At 65.1% G+C, this 18,194-nt stretch carries 16 protein-coding genes; 11 read left to right on the plus strand and 5 right to left on the minus strand.

Going from position 1 to position 18,194, the window contains the following annotated elements; translation table 11 throughout:
• Positions 1-18: 18 nt before the first annotated feature.
• The 3 genes from prmC to ILT44_RS06150 all read left to right on the plus strand — a co-directional run bounded on the left by prmC (position 19) and on the right by ILT44_RS06150 (position 5,566).
• A complete protein-coding gene (gene prmC, locus ILT44_RS06140; RefSeq protein ID WP_204238689.1) occupies positions 19-867 on the plus strand; it encodes a peptide chain release factor N(5)-glutamine methyltransferase in 849 nt (282 codons plus the stop codon).
• A 384-nt stretch (positions 868-1,251) separates the two neighbouring features.
• Positions 1,252-2,283 (plus strand): DUF4167 domain-containing protein, encoded by a 1,032-nt coding sequence (locus tag ILT44_RS06145; RefSeq protein ID WP_204238690.1) that lies wholly within the window; start codon positions 1,252-1,254, stop codon positions 2,281-2,283.
• A 139-nt stretch (positions 2,284-2,422) separates the two neighbouring features.
• On the plus strand, positions 2,423-5,566 hold the full coding sequence (locus ILT44_RS06150; protein ID WP_204238691.1) for a calcium-binding protein: 3,144 nt from the start codon (positions 2,423-2,425) through the stop codon (positions 5,564-5,566).
• Between the two features lie 9 nt (positions 5,567-5,575).
• Here ILT44_RS06150 and ILT44_RS06155 read toward each other — a convergent pair whose 3' ends face one another.
• Positions 5,576-6,358, minus strand: coding sequence for an MOSC domain-containing protein (locus tag ILT44_RS06155; protein ID WP_204238692.1), 783 nt, complete (start codon positions 6,356-6,358; stop codon positions 5,576-5,578).
• 165 nt (positions 6,359-6,523) lie between these two features.
• Here ILT44_RS06155 and ILT44_RS06160 point away from each other — a divergent pair, with 165 nt between their 5' ends.
• Positions 6,524-7,255 carry a Crp/Fnr family transcriptional regulator gene (locus ILT44_RS06160; RefSeq protein ID WP_204238693.1) on the plus strand — a complete coding sequence of 244 codons (732 nt, stop codon included), beginning with the start codon at positions 6,524-6,526 and terminating at the stop codon, positions 7,253-7,255.
• Positions 7,256-7,386: 131 nt separating this feature from the next.
• Here the strand turns inward: ILT44_RS06160 and ILT44_RS06165 are convergent, their stop codons facing one another.
• Entirely contained in the window at positions 7,387-7,665 is a 279-nt protein-coding gene (locus tag ILT44_RS06165) for a hypothetical protein (protein ID WP_204238694.1), read from the minus strand.
• Between the two features lie 6 nt (positions 7,666-7,671).
• The gene (locus ILT44_RS06170; RefSeq protein ID WP_204238695.1) at positions 7,672-7,998 is read right to left on the minus strand and encodes a hypothetical protein; all 327 of its coding nucleotides are present in this window, start codon (positions 7,996-7,998) and stop codon (positions 7,672-7,674) included.
• Between the two features lie 177 nt (positions 7,999-8,175).
• Between ILT44_RS06170 and clpB the strand changes: the two genes are divergently transcribed.
• Complete coding sequence (gene clpB / locus ILT44_RS06175; RefSeq protein ID WP_204238696.1) at positions 8,176-10,797, plus strand: ATP-dependent chaperone ClpB; 2,622 nt, start codon at positions 8,176-8,178, stop codon at positions 10,795-10,797.
• Positions 10,798-10,964: 167 nt separating this feature from the next.
• Here clpB and hpf read toward each other — a convergent pair whose 3' ends face one another.
• Positions 10,965-11,405 carry a ribosome hibernation-promoting factor, HPF/YfiA family gene (gene hpf, locus ILT44_RS06180; RefSeq protein ID WP_204238697.1) on the minus strand — a complete coding sequence of 147 codons (441 nt, stop codon included), beginning with the start codon at positions 11,403-11,405 and terminating at the stop codon, positions 10,965-10,967.
• Positions 11,406-11,493: 88 nt separating this feature from the next.
• Positions 11,494-12,600, minus strand: coding sequence for a S1C family serine protease (locus ILT44_RS06185; RefSeq protein WP_204238698.1), 1,107 nt, complete (start codon positions 12,598-12,600; stop codon positions 11,494-11,496).
• A 187-nt stretch (positions 12,601-12,787) separates the two neighbouring features.
• Between ILT44_RS06185 and ILT44_RS06190 the strand changes: the two genes are divergently transcribed.
• The 6 genes from ILT44_RS06190 to ILT44_RS06215 all read left to right on the plus strand — a co-directional run bounded on the left by ILT44_RS06190 (position 12,788) and on the right by ILT44_RS06215 (position 18,190).
• A complete protein-coding gene (locus tag ILT44_RS06190) occupies positions 12,788-14,068 on the plus strand; it encodes a glycoside hydrolase family 1 protein (protein WP_204238699.1) in 1,281 nt (426 codons plus the stop codon).
• Positions 14,069-14,171: 103 nt separating this feature from the next.
• On the plus strand, positions 14,172-15,017 hold the full coding sequence (locus tag ILT44_RS06195) for an EamA family transporter (RefSeq protein WP_204238700.1): 846 nt from the start codon (positions 14,172-14,174) through the stop codon (positions 15,015-15,017).
• Positions 15,018-15,098: 81 nt separating this feature from the next.
• Positions 15,099-15,833 carry a DUF4142 domain-containing protein gene (locus ILT44_RS06200; protein ID WP_204238701.1) on the plus strand — a complete coding sequence of 245 codons (735 nt, stop codon included), beginning with the start codon at positions 15,099-15,101 and terminating at the stop codon, positions 15,831-15,833.
• Positions 15,834-16,006: 173 nt separating this feature from the next.
• A complete protein-coding gene (locus ILT44_RS06205; RefSeq protein ID WP_204238702.1) occupies positions 16,007-16,621 on the plus strand; it encodes a hypothetical protein in 615 nt (204 codons plus the stop codon).
• A gap of 168 nt (positions 16,622-16,789) precedes the next feature.
• A complete protein-coding gene (locus ILT44_RS06210; protein ID WP_204238703.1) occupies positions 16,790-17,881 on the plus strand; it encodes a TRAP transporter substrate-binding protein in 1,092 nt (363 codons plus the stop codon).
• A 126-nt stretch (positions 17,882-18,007) separates the two neighbouring features.
• Positions 18,008-18,190 carry a hypothetical protein gene (locus ILT44_RS06215; RefSeq protein WP_204238704.1) on the plus strand — a complete coding sequence of 61 codons (183 nt, stop codon included), beginning with the start codon at positions 18,008-18,010 and terminating at the stop codon, positions 18,188-18,190.
• Positions 18,191-18,194 lie beyond the last annotated feature (4 nt).

An 18,194-nucleotide genomic window follows, 5' to 3' on the forward strand; every position in this document is an offset into this window, starting at 1 on the left:
GCGGCAAGGCCTGTTGCCTTGAAAACCCGTGCCGAGGCCCTGAAGGAGCTGCGCCGAACCCTCAGCGAGGCCGGATTCGAGACCGCAGCCCTGGACGCCCGGCTGCTGCTTCTGGAAGCGTTAGGCATCTCGGCGACAGATCTTGTCAGCCAGCCTGACACGCCCCTGAAGCCGGAGCAGGCGGACACCCTCGCCGCCTTCGCCCGGCGCCGCCTGAACCATGAGCCGGTGGCGCGGATCCTCGGCGGGCGGGAGTTCTGGGGCCTGCCCTTCCGCCTCTCCCCGGAGACCCTGGTGCCCCGTCCGGACACCGAGACCCTGGTCGAGACCGCCCTCGCCCTGCTTCCCGACCGTCAGGCACCCTTGAGAATCGTCGATTTCGGCACCGGGTCGGGCTGCATCCTGGTCGCGCTCCTTCACGAACTGCCGAGCGCCACGGGCCTCGGGATCGACCTGTCCTTCGGTGCCCTTGTGACAGCGCGTGCCAATGCCATTGACAACCGGGTCAGCCGCCGCTGCCACTTCGCCCTCTCTCGCTGGGCGGATGCGGTTTCCGGGTCGTTCGACCTGATCGTCTCGAATCCGCCCTACATCGCCTCCGAGGTGATCCCAACCCTCGACGAGGAAGTACGGGAGCATGACCCGCTTCTGGCCCTGGACGGGGGGCCGGACGGGCTGGAGCCCTACCGGGTCATTTTACGGGAAGCGGGGCGGCTGCTGGCTCCCCAGGGGCTGCTGGTGGTCGAGATCGGCTATGATCAGGCCGAGGCCTTATCGAGCTTGGCCGGGGTCCACGGCCTTGAAATCCTGCGGACCGCACACGATCTATCAGACAACCCGCGCTGCGTCGCCATGAAGCGATTGTGATGGCCCGGGTGAGGCTTTCTTGCCCCACAACTGGATAAAGTCGGAAATAGGCCTTGTTGGACTGCAAGGAACCCGCTAGATTCAGAAGCAGAGATCGTCTCCGGTCTAAACAAATCGGCAGCCCCTGAAGGGCATGCCGGAAGACCAAACGATATCAATCGCGCAGGCAGGGGCTTTTTAAACGGAACAGCCTGGCGCGATCACTTGAACCCGACACTGAAGGCTGGCCAAGCTTCTTGAAGGCTATGGCTGAACGACAGACGGTTTGCCACGCGAACGGTGGGCGTTGAGCCCGTTCGGTGAACATTGGCTTGCATATCGCGTGGGCTTTAAAGAACCAGCGAGGCTCGTAGAGCGAAAATGAGACCAGGACAAAACAGGCGTATGCGCGGTCGTAGCAACAACAACCGCAACAACAACAAGGGGCCCAATCCCCTGACGAAGAGCTATGAGTCGAACGGCCCGGACGTGAAGATCCGCGGCACGGCTCAGCATATCGCCGAGAAATACAGCCAGCTTGCCCGCGATGCGCAGTCGAGCGGCGACCCGGTGGCGGCCGAGAACTACTTCCAGCACGCCGAGCACTACTTCCGCATCATCGCCGCCGCCCAGGAGCAGCTGCGCGAGCAGTATGGCTACCAGCAGCCGCGGTCCTTCGACGAGGACGGCAACGAGGAAGACGGCTTCGGCCAGGGCGAGCGCCCGAGCTTCGAGCGCGCCGGAGCCAGTGCCCAGGATTTCGGCAACGGCGAGGAAGGCGATTACGGCTCGCAGCCGCAGCCTTACGAGAACCGGGCCGAGCGTAATGAACAACGCCCTGCCCGCTTCGACCGTAACGATCGCCAGGATCGGGGGGATCGCCAAGAGCGTTCTGACCGGCCGGATCGCAACGACCGGAACGACAGGAACGACCGCCAGGATCGCGGCGACCGCCGCGACCGCTTCCAGCCCCGCGACCGCGGCCCGCGCCAGGATTTCCAGCCGCGCGACGAGCAGCCCTTCGAGGCCCGCCCCGAGAACGGTGAGCGCCCCGAGCGCAACGAACAACGCCCTGCCCGCTTCGACCGGGGTGACCGCCCCGAGCGCGGCGACCGGCCGGACCGCAACGACCGCTTCGAGCGTGGAGATCGTCCGGAGCGCCGCGAGCGCTTCCCGCGCGACCGCCGCAGGGACGACGAGGTGTCCGATCAGGGCACCCTGCCGGCCTTCCTGACGAATCCGGTCCGCACGCCCGCTCCCGCGGCCGCCCAGGATGAGGTCCCGAGCGCCGCTCCGATGGTGCAGGAGCCCGCCAACGACGAGGCTGCGGTTCGCCCGCGCCGCCGCCGTCGCACCCGTCAGGAGATGATCGACGCGGCCAATGCGGAGAACGCCGGCTTCGCCCCGGATCCGGTGGAGACCCCGGCCGCCGAGTAAATCGGACCCATCGAACAAGACGAAAAGGGAGAGCCTAGCTCTCCCTTTTTTGTTGCGCCTTCCGGATTTCGGAACGAATTGATTCATAATAACATATAACTTAGCTTAACGGCCAAGCTTCCTTCGTCAGGGGTTTCGCATGGCCACGCTCAAATCCCGATTTGTCGCCCTCCCCGCGCTCAAGACCCGCAAGCCCGATCCCCTCGAGGCCCTGAACGCTCGCGAGGACGGGAGTGCCCTCGCCTCCCCCACCAGCAAGACCCTGTCCGGCACGCCGCGGGCCGACCGGCTGTTCGGCACCTCGGCCAACGACGTGCTCTCGGGGCTCGGCGGCAACGACCTGCTCGACGGCCGCAAGGGCCGCGACCGCATGACGGGAGGCGCCGGCAACGACACCTACATCGTCGACAACACCGGCGACCGGGTGACCGAGAAGGCCAAGGGCGGCACCGACCTGGTCAAGACTTCCGTGAATTGGACCCTCGGCTCCCAGATCGAGAATCTCACCCTCACCGGTCGCGCAAACCTCAAGGGCATCGGCAACAGCCTCACCAACACCATCACCGGAAACAGCGGCCACAACGTTCTCGACGGCGAGGCCGGTGCCGACAGGCTCGCCGGGGGCAAGGGCAACGACATCTACATCGTCGACAATACGCAGGACCGGATCACCGAGAAGGCGAACGAGGGCATCGACACTGTTCAGGCGTCCGTGAGCTTTAGCTTGAGCGCCCATGTGGAGAACCTCGTCCTGCTCGGCAGCGCCGTGTCGGGAACAGGCAACGATCTCGCCAACCGGATCACAGGCACTGCCCAGGCTAACCGGCTCGACGGGGCGGCCGGTGACGATACTCTCTTGGGAGGCGCCGGCGACGACACGATCTCGGGCGGCACCGGCGCCGATTCGCTCCAGGGCGGCGACGGCAGCGACGATCTCAGCGGCGGATCAGATCGTGATTCCCTCAGTGGCGGCAACGGCAACGACCGGCTCGACGGCGAGGTCGGCGCGGACACCATGGCCGGTGGCCAAGGCGACGACGTGTACTTCGTCGACGATGCCGGCGACATGGCGGTCGAAGGGGGCGACGGCGGCACCGATACGATATGGACGGAGATCAACTACACACTCGCCGCTCATGTCGAGCGGCTGGTGCTCACCGCCGCCGCGCTTCGCGGCACGGGCAACGATCTCGACAATAGGATCACGGGCACGGGCGGAAACAACACGCTCGACGGTGGCGGCGCCGCCGATACGCTCGACGGCGGGGCGGGCAACGATCTCTATCTCGTCGACGATGCGGGGGACGTGATCGTGGAGGCCCAGGGCGGCGGCACGGACACGGTGCAGGCTGCCTCCAGCTACACGCTCGGCGCCCATGTCGAGCGGCTGGTTCTGACGGGCGGCGCCCTTTTCGGCACCGGCAATTCCCTCGACAACGCCATCACCGGCAATGCCCTGGCAAACACCCTCAAGGGTGAGGCGGGCCATGACACCCTCGACGGTGCTGCGGGAGCGGACGTGCTGCAAGGCGGCGCAGGCAACGACCTCTACCTCGTCGACGATGCGAATGACGAGATCCTGGAGGCGACCGGCGACGGCTACGACAGCGTCCAGGCCTCGGTCGATCATATTCTCGGCGACAATGTCGAGCGGCTCATCCTCATTGGAGCCGCCATTGCCGGTACGGGCAATGCCATCGACAATCTCATCGTCGGAAACGCGCTCGCGAATTCCCTCATGGGGGGCGAAGGCAACGACACCCTCGACGGCGGCACTGGAGCCGATACGCTGGAGGGCGGCGCCCATAACGACATCTACCTCATCGGCAATGCTGAAGCTGTGGTCGTCGAGCAGGCCGACGGTGGGTATGACACGGTCCATGCCACCATCGATTACACAATCGGCGACCACGTGGAGCATCTCGTTCTGCTCGGCAAGGCCACTGCCGGCACGGGCAACGCCCAGAACAACCTCATCACCGGAAACACGATGCTCGCGAACAGTCTCGCAGGCGCGGACGGCGACGACACGCTTGAAGGCGGCCTGCGGGACGACACGCTCATCGGCGGGATCGGCCGGGACTCGCTCGTCGGCGGCGTCGGCAACGATGTCTATGTGATCGACGATACTGACGATGTGATCGACGATCAGGGTGATCCCGAGGATATCGACACCGTTCGAACGACGCTTGCGGATTACACGCTCGGTGCCGGCCTGGAGGCGCTTGTGATCCTCAACAACGGCCGTTTCAACGTCGCGCAGGGCAACGGCCTTGCCAATGATATCACCACCGGCAGCAACGACGATTATCTCTACGGTTACGGCGGCAACGACACCCTGCGCGGCGGGCTCGGGCAGGACTCCTATTTCGTCGATGATGCCGGTGACGTGGTGATCGAAGCAGCAGATGCCGGTTTCGACAGCATCTTCAGCAGCATCGATTTCGTTCTGCCGGATCATGTGGAGAGGCTCATCCTGCAGCCTCCGGTGCTCGAGGGACGCCGCGGCACCGGCAACGACCTCGACAACGTCATGACCGGCGGTCAATGGAACGACACCCTCTATGGCGGCATCGGCAACGATCGACTCGAAGGAGGGTTCGTCAACGGCAATTCAGGCCAGGACAGCCTGGTGGGAGGTGTTGGCAATGACACTTATGTGGTCGACAGGGACGACGATGTGGTGACCGAACTTGCTGGTGAAGGAACCGATCTCGTCCAGTCGGCCTCGGCGAACTACACGCTCTCGGCCCATGTCGAGAACATGACGCTCATCGGCACCATGGGCGCCAACGGCTACGGCAACAATCTCGACAATCACCTTATCGGCAATATCGGCGGCAACATCCTGGAAGGACGAGACGGGAACGACACGCTCGACGACGGCGGCGGGCGCGATGGCCTTCGCGGCGGTCTCGGCCGCGACACCTTCGTGTTCAGCAGCCTCGCCGACCTCAATCCCGACCCGAGTTCCAGCGATGTGCTTTCCGACTTCGACCATTCTCTGGCCGGCGGCGTCGATGGCTCGACCCTCGACGTCATCGATCTGTCCCGCATCGACGCGATCACTGGAGGATCGGACAACGCTTTCAGCGGGTCGATCTTGATGGGGTCAACGGCGCCTGGACAGCAGAACGCCGGCTTTCTCTACTACAACATGACGAGCGGCGTTCTTTACGGATATGTCGGAGCGCAGGGCATGGCGGTGTCTCCCAGCTTCGCCATCACTGTCGGAACCGGGGTCATCTGGAACAGCACGGCCGGCGGGAACATCATCCTCTAGCGCAATGCGCTAGAGGGCCAACGCTCCCTGCTCCCGATCGAGACTGTCGCCCGCTTGCAGCGTTCCGCCGCTCAACACCTCCGCGTAGATGCCGCAGTCGAAATGACCGTAGGCCTTCATCAGGGTCTTCGGGATCTCCAGGTCGCGCAGGCCGGTGTCAGGATCGACGTTGGTGGCCGCGCAGCGCTCGATTCGCTTGGTCACCTTCAGGCGCACGCCGGAGGGCGCGGTCAAGATCTTGCCGACGAGGTCGAACTCCGCCCATGGCGCGAGACCCTCGATGTGGATGTTGCCGCGAAAGCGTAAGGGATCGACGGGTGCGCCGACCACGCTCTCCAGCTCCCGCACGCTCGCCAGGTTGACGAGCGAGACGAAGCCGCGGCGGGAATCGGTGAAGCGGAAGCCGTCAGGGGCTGCGAGCACCTTCGGCGGGCCGCGCAGCTCCTTGGGCATGAAGCGGCGGAAGAACGCCTCGATGGCGAGCCGCCCCTCCCGGGTCGAGAGATCGCCCCGGGCCACCTCGCGCCCGCCCTGCTCGATGAAGAGCGTGGTGATGCTGTCGAGATAGCGGGTCTTGAGCCGCGCCAGGCTCTCGTTCCGCATCAGCATCAGGAACTTGATCTTGGGCTGGTGCTGCGGGTTGTCCGGCTCGAAGCCGGCCGGGCCGTTCTCGACGGCGAACAGCCGGTCGCCGGGGAAGTAATCGCCCTTGGTGAGCGCGACGGAGGACAGCGGCTCGGGCGAGAGGCCCTTCACGGGATAACGCTGGAGGGAAGCGATGCGGATGCTCATGCCGCCATGGATACGGTCTCAGCCGGAGGCGGGCAAGATGGATGCCGGTGTCATGCCCGGGTTCCGAGCCGGGAGCCTTGCGAATTCACTCATCCGTGGACCATACCGCCCCTCTGGCGCGTTAGATGATTTGGGGCTTATTCCGGCTGAATCGGAGCCTCTGCCATGGCACAGGTTCGAAAAACTCCGCAGCACCGGGACAACCGGCTTCTCGCGACCCTGACGCCGGATGATTTTGCCTTTCTGGAGCCACATCTGACCACCATCGACCTCAAGCGAGGCGAGACGCTCTACGAGACGGGCGAGACCATCGCGCATACCTATTTTCCTCACGATGCGATGGTGTCCCTCGTCACGGTCATGCATGACGGCAAGACTGTCGAGATGGCCACCTTCGGCTGTGAGGGGTTGTTCGGCCTGGTGAGCGCATTCGTGACCCGCCGATCGTTCGGGCGCTACATCGTGCAGATGAGTGGCACGGCGTCCCGCATCGAGCTCGGTAAGATGCACGAGGCCATGGCGGCTCGGCCGAACATCCAGCGCCTGGTCCTGCTCTTCAGCGAGGCGCTGTTGGCACAGACCCTTCAAACCGTGGCCTGCAACGCCGTCCACGGGGTGGAAGCCCGTTGCTGCCGATGGATCCTCATGAGCCACGACAGAGCAGGCCAGCCCGATCTGCCGCTCACCCACGAGTTCCTGGCGGAGATGCTCGGGGTTCAGCGCTCGACGGTCAGCGACGTCGCCCGCGCTCTTCAGGACAAGGGCCTGATCCGCCAGGGCAGAGGCGTCATCACGGTCACGGATCGCCGGAGTCTCGAGGAAACCGCCTGCGAATGCTACGGGATCATCAGGCAGAAGTTCCAGCAGCTCCTGCCGAACACCTATGAGCGAGGCTGAACGGCGCTGCCGGCACCGTCGATATGCGCCCTGAAGCTCGCTTCGGCGACCATGCAGAGAAGCCTTGGCGCATGAGAAAAAGCCCTGCCGCAAGGCAGGGCTCCGTTGCTTTCAGCTAAACGACCCCGGGCCTACGAGGCATCTCCCGAACGGGCCACCTTGGAGCGCTTCAGCTGAGGGGTGAAGCCGGCTTCGCGGCCGCGGGAGGCATCAATCTCCACCTGATGAGGATCCTGGTGCATGCCCTCATGGGCGGTCTGGTGCTCGGGGATATTGGTTTGAGGACCGGCCTCCTGCTTCATGCGCAGGGCCTTCTCGGCATTGGCCACCAGCTCCTGGCGGGCCTTTTCAGCCTGTTCGGCCTTGCGTTTCTTCGGGTTCAGGCGGGCAAGAAGATCGGAAAGAGCCATTTCTTGTTACTCCTTGGCGCGGGAGAGGACGCCGTCCTCTTCGTCGCTGCGATGGGTTGGCGGGGCTTTGACGTTCTGGCGCGACACGGGGATGTCGCGGGAGGTCGCGATGGTGCCGGTGGAATCGCCGATGTCGCGGCTTTCCGCGATGCGTTCGGGGGTATCGTCCAGGTTCGAGCGCACACGGCCGTTTTCGGTGGTGTCGCCGAAGGTCTCCGGCGTCACCGAGGGCTGCTGCTCGATCGGGCTTTGCGGCACGCCCAAACCCATTTCCGCATTGCGGGCGAGGTCGGCGCGGGCTTTTTCGGCTTCCGAGCGCGGGTCGCGTGTCATGGGAACCTCCTCAAACTGTCGGGGGGTCAATGCCAGGACAGGAAGTGGGTTCCCCCTCTTGTTGTGTCCAATTAGACACACCACCTTAACGCCAGCGGACGCCTCCGGAGAGGGTCCGACATCGCAGGGTCTGTCTGTGCCTCCAGGAGGGCGGGTGGACCTGAGGAGGGATGATTGATGAATTTCGAAAAATACACCGAACGTGCCCGGGGTTTCGTTCAGGCTGCGCAGAATCTGGCCATGCGGGAAGGCCATCCGCAGCTGTCGCCGGGCCATGTCCTCAAAGTCCTGCTGGACGATCCGGAAGGCCTCTGCGCCGGTCTCATCGACCAGGCCGGCGGCCGCTCCCGCGACGCTCATGCGGCGGTCGAGCAATGGCTCGCCAAGCAGCCGAAGGTTTCGGGCTCCGCCGCGCAGCCCCAGGCCACCCGCGACCTGATGCGCTTCTTCGACACCGCCGAGAAGGCCGCCGAGAAGGCGGGCGATTCCTACGTCACCGTCGAGCGGATGCTGCTGGCGCTGGCCGTCGAGAAGGACTCGGAGGCCGGCCGCATTCTCGCCCAGGCCGGCGTGACCGCCCAGGGGCTGAACACCGCCATCAATACCCTGCGCAAGGGCCGCACCGCCGACAACGCGACGGCGGAGAACGCCTATGACGCGCTCAAAAAATATGCCCGCGACCTCACCGAGGCGGCCCGCGACGGCAAGCTCGATCCGGTGATCGGCCGCGACGAGGAGATCCGCCGCACGATTCAGGTGCTCTCGCGGCGCACCAAGAACAACCCGGTTCTCATCGGCGAGCCCGGCGTCGGCAAGACCGCCATCGTCGAAGGCCTCGCTTTGCGCATCGTCAACGGCGACGTGCCGGAATCGCTCAAGGACAAGCAGCTGCTGGCCCTCGACATGGGCGCGCTGATCGCCGGCGCGAAATATCGCGGCGAGTTCGAGGAGCGCCTGAAAAGCGTACTCAGCGAAGTGACGTCGGCCGAGGGCGGCATCATCCTGTTCATCGACGAGATGCACACGCTGGTCGGCGCCGGCAAGGCCGACGGCGCGATGGATGCGTCGAACTTGCTTAAGCCTGCGCTCGCCCGCGGGGAGCTGCACTGCGTCGGCGCGACCACCCTCGACGAGTACCGCAAGCACGTGGAGAAGGACGCGGCTTTGGCCCGCAGATTCCAGCCGGTCTTCGTGAGCGAGCCCACGGTGGAGGACACCGTGTCGATCCTGCGCGGTCTCAAGGAAAAGTACGAGCAGCATCACGGGGTGCGCATCACCGACTCGGCGCTGGTGGCTGCAGCGACGCTGTCGAACCGCTACATCACCGACCGCTTCCTGCCGGACAAGGCCATCGACCTCGTCGACGAGGCCTCCTCGCGCCTGCGCATGCAGGTCGATTCGAAGCCCGAGGAGCTCGACAACATCGACCGCGAGATCGTGCGCCTGAAGATCGAGCAGGAGGCCCTGAAGAAGGAGACGGATTCCGCCTCCAGGGACCGCCTCGAGCGCCTCACCAAGGAGCTGGCGGAGCTTGAGGAGCAGTCGGCCGCCATCACGGCGCGCTGGAAGGCGGAGAAGGACAAGCTCGGCACCGCGGCCGACCTGAAGAAGAAGCTCGAGGAGGCCCGCAACCAACTCGCCTCCGCGCAGCGCGCGGGCGATTGGGCCAAGGCCGGCGAGCTCTCCTACGGCGTCATCCCAGGGCTCGAGAAGGAGCTCTCCGAGGTCGAGGCCAGGGCCGATGGCGGCGGTCTGATGGAAGAGGCGGTGACGCCCGACCACGTGGCCGGCGTCGTCTCGCGCTGGACCGGCGTGCCCGTCGACAAGATGCTGGAGGGCGAGCGTGAGAAGCTGCTGCAAATGGAGCAGGCGATTGCCAAGCGCGTCGTCGGCCAGAGCGAGGCGGTGGCAGCGGTTTCCACCGCCGTGCGGCGCGCCCGCGCCGGCCTGCAGGATCCGAACCGGCCCATCGGCTCGTTCATGTTCCTCGGCCCCACGGGCGTCGGCAAGACGGAGCTGACCAAGGCGCTCGCTGCCTTCCTGTTCGACGACGAGACCGCGCTCGTGCGCCTCGATATGTCGGAATACATGGAGAAGCACTCGGTGGCCCGGCTCATCGGCGCGCCTCCCGGCTATGTGGGCTACGAGGAGGGCGGCGCGCTCACCGAGGCCGTCCGCCGCAGGCCCTATCAGGTGGTTTTGTTCGACGAGATCGAGAAGGCGCATCCGGACGTGTTCAACGTCCTGCTGCAGGTGCTCGACGACGGACGCCTCACGGACGGGCAAGGGCGCACCGTGGACTTCCGCAACACCCTCATCATCATGACCTCGAACCTGGGCGCCGAGTACCTGGTGAACCAGGGTGAAGGCCATGATACGGACGAGGTTCGCGACGAGGTCATGGGCGTGGTGCGCGCGCATTTCCGGCCCGAATTCCTCAACCGCGTGGACGAGATCATCCTGTTCCACCGGCTGCAGCGGTCCGAGATGGGCGCCATCGTCGACATCCAGCTCGGCCGCCTGCAGAAGCTGCTGGAGGATCGCAAGATCACCCTCGAGCTCGACGGGGATGCAAGAGCCTGGCTCGCCGACAAGGGCTATGACCCGGCTTACGGCGCGCGTCCGTTGAAGCGCGTGATCCAGAAGCACGTGCAGGATCCGCTGGCGGAGCTGATTCTCGCCGGCGAGATCAAGGACGGCGAAACCGTGCCCGTGCACGCGGGCCCCATGGGCCTGATGATCGGCGACGTCACGGTCAGCGGCACTGAGCGCCCGCCGCAGGGCGTGCGGTTGAACTAAAGCTCTCTCTGCTTCGAAACGAGAATGGCCGGGCGTTTGCCCGGCCTTTTTTCATTCTCTTTCGTCATCCCCGGGCTTGTCCCGGGGATCCACGCCTTTACCGTCGCTGAAAACGTGGATGGCCGGAACAAGTCCGGCCATGACTGGGAGGATGATGCTATCTCCGATCACTCCGCAGCGGCGCGGAAATCGTCCTCGTCATTGGCGAAGGGCACACCCTCGCTCTGGCGCTCGGAGCGAAGGGGCGCGTTGCCCTCGCGCAGGAGCATGTCCTTGTCGGTGCGCTCCGCCTTGTCCTCCCGCAGCTCGCGCTTGGAGCGGCGAAGCTGCTTCGCCGTCTTCTGCAGCGCAGCCCGGAAGGCGGTGTAGAGGTCCTTGTCCTTGGCCTCCCCGCTCATCATCTTGAGCGCGCCCATCTGCATGTTGACCGTGCACCGATAGGTGATGCCCTCCCGCGTGACATGAACCGATGCCAGGCTGAGGTGCCCGAAATACTTGCTCGCCACCTGGCGGATGTTCGTCTTCGCGTAGTCCGGGAAATTGTCGCCTAGATCGACATTGGCGCTTTGCACGAGGATGTTGTTGTCGCCGTCATTGGTCTGCTTCATTCACTCCTCCGTCGCATGAAGGTTCGGGGGCTAACGGTCTGTGAGCGTGAAGGTTGCGAAGTAACAGAAATGAGTTTCCTGCAACGCTTCAAGGCCGGCGGGTGCGTGTTCCCTGCTCGCCCACGTCCACGACCGTAACCTCGACGGTTTCCGAGCGATTGTTCCGCCTGATCGCGAGCTTGACCGTGTTCCCGACGCCGACGCGCTCGAGCCTGTCCGTCAGGTCCGAAAGGCGCCGCACGGGCGCGTCATCGACGCCCACGATCACATCGCCGATGATGCCGGCCCTGGTGTCCACGCCGCGCAGGCCGGCCCGCTCCGCCGGCGAGTCCGGCACGATTCCTGCCACGATCACGCCCGTCACACCAAGCTGGGCCGTGAGCGTCTCGTCGCCGGCGAGAATGCCGATGCCGGGCGTGGGCACCCGGCCGGTGCGGATGAGCTCCGGCACCACCCGGTTGACCACGTCGACCGGAATGGCGAAGCCGATGCCCGCGCTCGTGCCGGAGGGCGAATAGATCGCCGTGTTGACGCCGATCAGGCGACCGGCGGAATCGAGCAGCGGCCCGCCGGAATTGCCGGGATTGATGGCGGCATCGGTCTGGATCACGTCGGCGATCTCACGCCCGCCGCTGGTCGGCAGGCGGCGCTTGAGCGCGCTGATGATCCCGCTGGTGAGCGACTGGTCGAGACCGAACGGGTTGCCGATGGCGAAGGCTGCTTGGCCCACCTTCAGATCGGCCGAGCTTCCCACGTTGAGGGGCGCCGGCAGGCCGCTTTGCCGCTGGAGACGCAGGACCGCGAGATCGTAGTTCGGCGCGCGCCCCACCACCTCGGCCGGCAGCACCTCTCCCGAGGCCAAGCGGACGACGAAGGAGGCTCCGTTCTCCACCACGTGCTCGTTCGTCACCACATGGCCCGCTGCGTCCCAGACGAAGCCCGTGCCGGATCCGGCCTGTTCCGCTTCCGTCGTGCGGCCTCGACCCGACAGGCTCACCACCTGGACGACGGAGGGCGCCACGGTCTCGAAGACCTGGATCGTCGTGCGCTCGAATTCCGCCAGATCGCCCCGCGCCGCGACGGGCCGCGGCTCACGCGCGGACGTGAGATAGGTGTTCACGTAAGGCTGCAGCACGAGGATCGCGAGCAGCACCGCCACGACCAGCATGATGATTCGCGTCGTCCGGTCCTGCATTGTACCTCCCGCTCCCAATCAGCCCCTCTCACAACGGACACGCTTGAGCGAAGTTCACCGCACCTTGCCGAAGCCGGTTCGAGGAACCTCGGGCGCAGCATCCGCTTGTCCCTGCTGATGGATGGTTGAGCTTCTCTGGCGAAAGACAAGCCCTCCCCTCTCACCTTGGCCCAAGGAGGATGCCGCCTTGCATGAGCCGTCATTGCCGGGAAGCGCGAAACGGCCCGCCGTTCAGGCAGGCATCTTTCCAACGTTCTTCCTGTCCGGGTTTGAGTGCTCCACCTTCATCTGGAAGGATCGGGGACGCCGGGACCTCGTGGCCGAGACGCAGCACCGCGAGCATGTGGACGAGGATTACGCCTTCCTGCGCTCGCTCGGCATCGCGGTGGCGCGCCAGGGCATTCCCTGGCCCTTCGTGGACAAGGGCGGCACTTACGATTTCTCGGGCCTCGATCCGTTCATCGTCGCCATGAACCGCCACCAGATCCTGCCGATCTGGGACCTGTGCCATTACGGCTATCCCGACGACGTCGATCCTTTCGCCCCGGACTTCGCCGAGCGCTTCGCGGCCTATGCCAGGGCGGCGGCGGAATACGTGACGCCGCGGATTCGCGGGCCGCATTTCTTCACGCCGATCAATGAGATCACCTTCTTCGCCTTCATGGGCGGCGAATGGGGCTGGACCGCGCCCTTCGGCAAGACCGACGAGCTGCGGCAGAACCTGCGGCTGGCCCTGTGCCGAGCCGACATTGCAGCGGTGAACGCCATTCGCGCGGTCGACCCGCAAGCGCGCATGGTGCACATCGATCCGCTGATCCTCGTGGTCGCCCCGCGCGACCGGCCCGACCTCAAGGATGAGGCGGACCGCGAGACCTATGAGGACACCTTCTACGCCTGGGACGTGATCGCCGGACGGCGGCACCCGGAGCTTGGCGGCTCGCCGGAGGTGCTCGATATCGTCGGCGTCAACTGCTACTCGTTCGGCCAGATGGAATATCGCGAGAACGGACCGCACGCCTCGCTGGAGCCGCATGACGAGCGCATCCGCCCCCTGGGCGACCTGCTCACCTTCGCCTGGGAACGCTACCGCCGCCCGATGGTCGTCGGCGAGACGAGCGGCCTGCGCGAAGGACGCCCCGACTGGCTGTGCGACATCGTCGAGGAATCGCTCGCCGCCGTGCGCAAGGGTATCGACCTGCACGGCGTGTGCCTCTTCCCCGCCGTCGACATGCCCGACTGGCACAACGGCGAATGGCTGCACAATGGGCTCTGCGATCTGGTGGAGGAGAACGGGCGCCTGAAGCGGGTGCCGTTCCAGCCCTATATCGACGAGCTGCGGCTCTGGCAGAAGCGCCTGAACCGGGTGACGGAACTCGACGAGGATCCGTTCAGCGATCCGGTGGATCTTGCCGACATCAAGCGCGCCGCCGAGGAGATGCAAATCACCTCCGACAAGGATTGGTGCTGATCACCGGGGAGGGATCAGAGGCCGGAGCGGCATTTCACCTTTCCCCCATGGCAGCCATGCAATAGCATTCGCCGGGCGCCCGCCTCTCACCACCCGGCCGACCATGTCCCTCGACGTCTTCGCCATCATTCTCGTCGCCGCGTTCCTGCATGCGAGCTGGAACGCCATTGCCAAAGCCGGCAAGGGCGATCCTCTGGTTCAGGCCAACCGGATCGCCGTCGGGTCGGCTGTCGCCGCGGTTCCGGCGCTGCTCGTCTCAGGCCTGCCTGACGCGGCCAGCTCCCTTCATGTAGTGGGATCGGCGCTGATCCATGTGGCGTATTTCGTTCTGATCGGCCTCGCCTACCGCTACGCCGACTACTCCGCCATCTACCCTCTCGTGCGGGGCAGCGCGCCGCTGTTCACCACGCTTCTTGCGATGCTCCTCCTAGGGGAAGCGCTCACGCCCATGACGTGGGCGGGAATCGGTGTGTTGTGCGGCGGGATCCTTGGTCTCGGCATCGATGCCATCCGCCGCGGCGGATTGAATGCCCGAAGCCTGACGATTGCAGCCCTGACGGCCGGCATCGTGGTCAGCTACACGCTTGTCGACGGTGTGGGCGCGCGCCTGTCGGGCCATTCCAGCGCATACGTGCTGTCGATGATGGCGCTCACGGGGGCGCTCATGGTGCTGGTGATGATGGCCTTCCAGAGAGAGGCCTTGTTCAGCACGCCGGCCTCCCTGTGGGGCAAGAGCATCGCCGTTGGAGCCGTGGCCAACGTCTCCTATGGAACGGCCCTCTGGGCCATGACGAAAGCGCCGATCGGACTGGTCGGCGCCGTGCGCGAGACCTCGGTCCTGTTCGCCGCGCTGATTGCCATGGTGGCCCTGAAGGAACGTTTCGGCGTTGCCCGATGGGCGGCGGCCCTGATGATCGTAACCGGCCTGGGGCTTACGAAAGCGGGATAGGGCAAGCGGGAGGCGCCCGTTCTCCGAACCAAACCCTCCCGCAAACGTTCGCTCTCACAATCCCGTTTGCAGGAGCCACTCATGTCGTCACGCCGTCTCGTGATCGCCGGCCTCATGGCCGCCGCTGCCGTTCCCGCCTTCGCCCAGCAGGTGCAGCAGAATCAGGCCATCCCCTTTTCCGTCACGCCGCAGCCCGCCGAAGGCCAGACCAATCCGGCGCTCGGCCAGAATGCGCAGGAGCGCCAGCAGCGCACGCAGCAGGGTGGGGCGCCGCAGGATACGCAGACTCCCGCCCGCCAGGGCCAGGCCAGCAGCGCGCCTGCCGCCATGGGCCAGCAGCAATCGCAGGCCGACCGGCAGTACATCCAGCAGGCGCTGGCGCTCGGCACCGTCTCCCTGCAGCAATCGAACTTTGCCTTGAGCAAGGCCCAGAACCCGCGGGTCAAACAATTCGCGGAGTTCGAGATCGGCGAGCAGAACCTTTTGACCGAGATCATGCATTCCTTCGCCGATCCGAACGCCACCGCCTCCACTACGCAGGGGGCGCAAGCGGCCGCCTCCACGGCGCCCGAGCTGCCGGCGAAGGACTCGCAGTCCATGGAGCGCCTGTCGAAGGCGCAAGCCGGCGCCGCATTCGACAAGGATTATGTCGCGCTGCAGATCCAGGGCCATCAGGAACTGCTGAAGCTGCAGGAAACCTATCTGCAGCAGGGTTCCGGCAACCGCGAGACCACGAGCGTGGCCAAGCTCGCCCGCAACCAGATCCAGGAACATCTCGCGATGCTGCAGGACATCCAGAAGGATCTTGGACGGTAAAGCATCGTCCGGCGAAGGGGGATGCCAGTTCGCTGTAAGATGATGCGTCGCAATGATCGTCCGGCCCTGCATTTCACCGTCGCAAGGCCGGAACACCCTTCCACGACAGCACGTTCCATTGAAGACCGGCAGGCCACTCCGCCTGCCCCAGAACCCAGGAAGAGGAATAGCCCATGGCGCGAGACAAGCGAGGCCGCCCTCCGGAGCCTGACGTGGACGAGGTGATGAACGAGGTCACCCAGGAAGAGACCGGCGATGACTTCGTCGCAGGGCCGACCCAGCGCAACGACGTCGGCAACACCAAGCGTGCCGCCGCCAAAGCCACCGGCGCCATGGGCGCCTCGAAGAAGCTCGATCCCGATCTCGATATCGATCACGTGGACGACAACCGCGTGACGAGCGGCTCCAGGGCCGGCCTTCACTCCTTCAAGGAGGTGCCGGAGGAGGAAGACGACGACGCCGGCTTCCAGATGTCGAATGAGGAGATCGCCGAAGGCGTGAACACGACCGCCACCAAGAGCCCTGCCCCGCGCGGCGCCCAGACCGAGGGCACGTCCGGCCCCACCGGCATGAGCGGCGGTGCGGCCTCCCGCGCCCGGGTGCCGGCGCCAGGCACCGCGGTGGACGTGACAAAAGGCACCCTGGTTCGTGGCCATCCGACCGCCAGCCAGTCCGGCGGAAAGTCGACCTCCTCCACGGGCGACCAGAAGCCGCCGAAGCGCTCCGCCCGCGCCCAAAGCGGGCAGCAGCAGCGGCCGCTGTCGAAGGGCGGCTCGGAGGAACGCTAACCTCCATAGTACCCGTCATCCCGGACGCCACAGGCGCTCCGGGATGACATCAATGCCCCTGCTGCATAGCTGTCTTTACGGAAGGTGACGTGACAGCACCGTACCTCCCGCTTTATGGATTGTTCAGCCGAACCGGCAGTGACGATATAAACGGTTGAGGAAACGCTCATGGACAGAAGAAAAGTTCTCAAAGGCGCAGGCCTTGCGGCAGCCGCAGGCGTTGTTGCCTCCCCCGCCATCGCCCAGGCGCAGCCGGAAATCCGCTGGCGCATGGCCTCGGCCTATCCAAAGAGCCTCGACACCCTCTTCGGCGCAGGCGAGATGATCTCCAAGCGTGTAGCCGCTGCCACCGACAACAAGTTCCAGATCCAGCCCTTCGCCGCGGGCGAGATCGTCGGCGCGCTCCAGACCCTCGACGCCACGCAGAACGGTACGATCGAGTGCTCCTACACCCTGTCGAGCTTCTTCATCGGCAAGGACCCGACCTTCATGTTCGAGACCTCTGTGCCGTGGGGCATGAACGTGCGCCAGCACAATGCCTGGATGTATTACGGCGGCGGTCTCGATCTCGTGCGCGAGTTCATGAAGGACTACAACGTCTACCCGATCCCGGCCGGCCAGACCGGCGCGCAGATGGGCGGCTGGTTCCGCAAGGAGATCAAGTCGATCGCGGACCTGCAGGGCCTCAAGATGCGCATCGCCGGCATGGGCGGGCAGATCATGCAGAAGCTCGGCGTGGTGCCCCAGGTGCTCGCTGCCGGCGACATCTATCCGGCGCTCGAGCGCGGCACCCTCGATGCGGTGGAATTCTCCGGCCCGCACGACGACGAGAAGCTCGGCTTCGTGAAGGTGGCCCAGTACTACTACTATCCCGGCTTCTGGGAAGGCGGCGCGCAGCCCTCGCTCTACGTGAACATGAACAAGTGGAACGAGCTGCCGGCGAATTACAAGGCGATCTTGGAGGCGGCCTGCGCCGAGGCCAATGCGATGTGCGTCGCGAAATACGATGCGCAGAACGCCGACGCAATCCGCCGCCTCGTAGGCCAGGGCGTGCAGCTGCGTCCCTTCCCGCGCGACGTGATGGAGCAGAGCTACAAGGAAGCCTACAAGCTCTATGGCGAACTCGCGGCCTCGAACCCCAAGTTCAAGAAGGTGTTCGATTCCTGGAACGCCTTCCGCGAGAAGGAGCTTACCTGGTTCCGCATCGCCGAACTGCCCTTCGACTACTTCGTCAATCAGCAGCAGGGCCAGCCGCGCTAGAAGATCTTAAATTTAGTAACGGCGCCTTCGGGCGCCGTTTTCGTTTGTGGGCTCAAAGCGGATCGAAGCTTGGCCCGATGCGTTGTCTTCACAACAGGCATTGCAATCCAACAATGGAGACAGGTCATGACGGACAAGAGCCGTGAACAGGACACCCCGCAGGATCGGAGCGCCGCTAAGGACAAGGATAGCCGCAAGGACGAGAAGCAGTCGGAGAACAACCGGAAGCACCAGGAGGATCTGCTCGACGAAGGCGTGGAGGAAAGTTTCCCCGCAAGCGATCCGGTTTCCGTGAAAATCTCTAAGTAGATCC

The organism is Microvirga arvi, from assembly GCF_016892765.1.
GTDB lineage: Bacteria > Pseudomonadota > Alphaproteobacteria > Rhizobiales > Beijerinckiaceae > Microvirga > Microvirga arvi.

Coding starts and splice junctions, on each gene's coding strand:
- ILT44_RS06215 (WP_204238704.1), top strand. CDS start 18,008: ATGACGGACAAGAGCCGTGAACAGGACACCCCGCAGGATCGGAGCGCC.
- ILT44_RS06205 (WP_204238702.1), top strand. CDS start 16,007: ATGGCGCGAGACAAGCGAGGCCGCCCTCCGGAGCCTGACGTGGACGAG.
- ILT44_RS06170 (WP_204238695.1), bottom strand. CDS start 7,998: ATGACACGCGACCCGCGCTCGGAAGCCGAAAAAGCCCGCGCCGACCTC.
- ILT44_RS06160 (WP_204238693.1), top strand. CDS start 6,524: ATGGCACAGGTTCGAAAAACTCCGCAGCACCGGGACAACCGGCTTCTC.
- ILT44_RS06195 (WP_204238700.1), top strand. CDS start 14,172: ATGTCCCTCGACGTCTTCGCCATCATTCTCGTCGCCGCGTTCCTGCAT.
- ILT44_RS06150 (WP_204238691.1), top strand. CDS start 2,423: ATGGCCACGCTCAAATCCCGATTTGTCGCCCTCCCCGCGCTCAAGACC.
- ILT44_RS06200 (WP_204238701.1), top strand. CDS start 15,099: ATGTCGTCACGCCGTCTCGTGATCGCCGGCCTCATGGCCGCCGCTGCC.
- ILT44_RS06210 (WP_204238703.1), top strand. CDS start 16,790: ATGGACAGAAGAAAAGTTCTCAAAGGCGCAGGCCTTGCGGCAGCCGCA.
- ILT44_RS06185 (WP_204238698.1), bottom strand. CDS start 12,600: ATGCAGGACCGGACGACGCGAATCATCATGCTGGTCGTGGCGGTGCTG.
- ILT44_RS06145 (WP_204238690.1), top strand. CDS start 1,252: ATGCGCGGTCGTAGCAACAACAACCGCAACAACAACAAGGGGCCCAAT.
- ILT44_RS06165 (WP_204238694.1), bottom strand. CDS start 7,665: ATGGCTCTTTCCGATCTTCTTGCCCGCCTGAACCCGAAGAAACGCAAG.
- ILT44_RS06155 (WP_204238692.1), bottom strand. CDS start 6,358: ATGAGCATCCGCATCGCTTCCCTCCAGCGTTATCCCGTGAAGGGCCTC.
- clpB (WP_204238696.1), top strand. CDS start 8,176: ATGAATTTCGAAAAATACACCGAACGTGCCCGGGGTTTCGTTCAGGCT.
- hpf (WP_204238697.1), bottom strand. CDS start 11,405: ATGAAGCAGACCAATGACGGCGACAACAACATCCTCGTGCAAAGCGCC.